Genomic DNA, 3,105 nt, shown 5'->3' with positions numbered 1-3,105 from the left:
GAAGCCGAGCGTGATCGCCGCGCCGCCCATGACGGCCACGGCGGCGAACGCCTCGGGAGTCGCATCCTCGATCGTCGTCAGGGCCCAGCACGCGGCGACCACGGCCGCCGTGAGCACGAGCAGGCCCGCCGTCATGCGGACGATGTGCCGGGGCTCGCCGCGCAGAGCGCCGAGCATCATCGCGAGCCTCAGTCGGAGAAGGTGTGCAGCCACTCGAGGCCTTCCACATCGCTGAGCCCGCCGGCGAGCTCGACGAAGCGCTGCTCGAGCGTCAATTCGCCGCGCACCTCGTCGATGGTCCCTTCGGCGAGCACCTGTCCGGCCACGATCACGGCGACCCGGCTGCAGACCCGCTCCACGAGGTCCATGCCGTGGCTGGAGAGGATGACGGTGCCGCCGTGATCGACGTAGGTGCCGAGGATGTCGAGGATGACCGAGCTCGAGACGGGATCGACCGACTCGAAGGGCTCGTCCAGCACCAGCACGCGCGGCGAGTGGATGAGCGCGCCGGCGAGCATGACCTTCTTCGACATGCCCACGGAATAGTCGGACACGACGCGGCCGAGCGCGTCGGTGAGGTCGAACGCGCGCGCGAGGTCGGCGGTGCGTGACTCGACGACCGACGGCGACAGCCCGCGCAGCACGCCGTAGTAGTACAGCAGCTGACGACCTGTGAGACGGTCGAAGGTGCGGAGTCGATCGGGGAGGACGCCCATCATGCTCTTGGCACGCACGGCATCGGTGACGGCGTCGACGCCGTTCACGCTGATTTCGCCGCGGTCGGGCCGCAGCAGGCCCGCGATCATCGACAACGTGGTCGTCTTGCCGGCCCCGTTGGGTCCGACGAGTCCGTAGAACGTTCCCGCGGGGACGGTCAGATCGATTCCGTCGACGGCACGCGTCTGACCGAACACCTTGGTGACTCCCCGCAGAGCGAGCGCCGCGTCCGAGGCGGGCTCGTCCTCCGCCATGACCGAGGACACGATGTCGGTGACAGCGGCAGCGCCGGTGGCCGGCGCGTCGGCCTCGACGGGGTCCGGATCGATGAGATCCGCCGCGACCGGATCCGAATCCACGACGTCCGGATCGACGTCGTCTGTCGCGACGTCGTCTTCGTCGTCGACGAGCGGGTCTTCGGCGCCCGCCGAGCCCTCGACGTCGGTGTCGTCGTCCGACTTGTCTGCGACCGATTCCTCCTCGTCCGTTCCGTCTTCGTCCGAATCCTCTTCGTCCGACTCGTCTTCGATGTCGTCGAGCGATGCCGGCTCGTCACCCACCAGAGTGTGCTCCCCGGCCACGGGATCATCAAGGAGCTCGATCTCGTCCTCGTCGGGGAGGTCGTCGCGATCCTCATCGAGCAGCTCGTCGGTCTCGTCCTCGTCGAGGAGGTCGTCGATGTCGTCCTCGTCGACGACCGGATCGGCCTCGGGGACGGCAAGATCCTTCTCGGCCTCGACCGTGTCGTCCATCGGCGCCGTCGGCATCGGCGGGCGCGGCGGGATGATCAGAGCGTCCGTCGCCGGGGCGGGAGTGGACACATCCCGAAGGTCCGGCGGCAGCGGCGGCGGCGGACCCGGATCGGTCCGGGGACCCACCGGCGGAAGCGGAGGTTTGGGCGGGAGGGAGATGAGTGCACCGCTGTCGCGAGCGCCCGCACCTCGAACGCCGTTGTGCGGCGTATTGGATTCCCCCGGCATGGGCAGCGATGCTGTCACCGATCAAAGGTATCAACCCCGCCGCGCGCCACCGGCCCCGCGAGCGACACGTTCAGACGATTCGCACCGTCGCGCCCCGCCATCGATGCGGCATATCACGAATAGGACACGGTGGCCAGGGATTCTGCGCGTTCTCAGGCGATCTCGCTACCATGCTCAAGGCACAACGGGGTGTCGCGTCGGTGAACCGACGGTGAACCAACACTCCAGGAGACTCAATCGTGACGACTCAGATCGTGATCCTCGCGGCCGGAATGGGCTCGCGGCTCGGCCGCAGCCTGCCCAAGCCGCTGACGCAGCTGTCCGACGGACGTTCCATCATGCGGCAGCAGCACGACAACATCCGCGCCGCGTTCGGATCCGACGCGCGCGTGACCACGGTGGTCGGCTACCGCGCCGAGAGCATCGTGGAGGCCTTCCCCGAGGCCGACTACGTCTACAACGACAGCTACGACCAGACGAACACGTCCAAGAGCCTGCTGCGCGGCCTCGGCAAGACCGGCCGCTCGGGTGTGCTGTGGATGAACGGCGACGTCGTCTTCGACCCCCGCGTGCTCGGCCGCGCGGTCGCTCTGATCGAGGCCGACCGCTCGTTCGTCACCGTCAACACCTCCAAGGTGAGCGACGAAGAGGTCAAGTACACCGTCACCGCCGACGGCCACATCGACGAGCTGTCCAAGACGGTGCGCGGAGGTATCGGCGAGGCCGTCGGGATCAACTACATCTCCTCGCGCGACAAGAAGGCGTTCATGCGCCAGCTGCAGCGCGTGGACGATCAGGACTACTTCGAGCGCGGCCTCGAACTCGCGATCGCCGAGGACGGCGTGCGCGTCGCGCCGCTGGACATCTCCGATCTGTACGCGGTGGAGATCGACTTCGCCGAGGACCTCGAGCGGGCGAATCTCTTCGTCTGATCGCCGATGCGCGTCCCGACCGGGTTTCGACCCGGCCGGGAGGTTTCCGGCTCGGACTCAGCCCGGCGACCTAGGATCGCGGTGATGTCCGACAAGGTGCACCGCATCCACTCGCTGTCCGAGGAAGCCCCCTGGGACGGCGGGCTGCCTCCCGTGGGCTCCGACGAGCACCCGCACTCGATCCGCGCGCTGGACCGGGTGCTCGCCATCCAGCGTCCGGCGGTCCTCGCGCACCTGCGCAGCATCCGGCTGCGCCACCCGGATGCGCCCCCCGATCACATCATCCGGATGCTCGAGCGCCGCTACCTGGCTGCGGTCACCACCGGCGGCGCGGCCGTCGGAGCAACGGCCGTCATCCCCGGCATCGGCACCGGAGTGACGCTCGCGCTCAGCGGGGTCGAGACGGTCGGTTTCCTCGAGGCGACCGCCCTGTTCGCGCAGTCGGTGGCCGAGGTGCACGGCATCCCGGTGTCCGA

Annotated in this window: 2 protein-coding genes and 2 pseudogenes; 2 read left to right on the top strand and 2 right to left on the bottom strand. The window is 68.7% G+C overall.

Annotated features, from left to right (window positions below):
• Together B4E30_RS05725 and B4E30_RS05720 are read right to left on the bottom strand one after the other, a co-directional pair.
• Positions 1 to 180, bottom strand: a pseudogene (locus B4E30_RS05725) (hypothetical protein); the annotation flags it as partial.
• Between the two features lie 8 nt (positions 181 to 188).
• Positions 189 to 1,538 carry an ABC transporter ATP-binding protein gene (locus B4E30_RS05720; RefSeq protein WP_286793936.1) on the bottom strand — a complete coding sequence of 450 codons (1,350 nt, stop codon included), beginning with the start codon at positions 1,536 to 1,538 and terminating at the stop codon, positions 189 to 191.
• 398 nt (positions 1,539 to 1,936) lie between these two features.
• Here B4E30_RS05720 and B4E30_RS05715 point away from each other — a divergent pair, with 398 nt between their 5' ends.
• Both B4E30_RS05715 and B4E30_RS05710 read left to right on the top strand, forming a co-directional pair.
• On the top strand, positions 1,937 to 2,629 hold the full coding sequence (locus tag B4E30_RS05715) for an NTP transferase domain-containing protein (protein ID WP_194384999.1): 693 nt from the start codon (positions 1,937 to 1,939) through the stop codon (positions 2,627 to 2,629).
• An 84-nt stretch (positions 2,630 to 2,713) separates the two neighbouring features.
• Positions 2,714 to 3,105, top strand: a pseudogene (locus B4E30_RS05710) (hypothetical protein); the annotation flags it as partial.

The sequence above is a fragment of the Microbacterium sp. UBA3394 genome (assembly GCF_002358725.1).
Classification (GTDB): Bacteria; Actinomycetota; Actinomycetes; order Actinomycetales; family Microbacteriaceae; genus Microbacterium; species Microbacterium luteum.
Note: the sequence above shows the minus strand (reverse complement) of the source record. Positions and strands in the feature narration are given on the sequence as shown.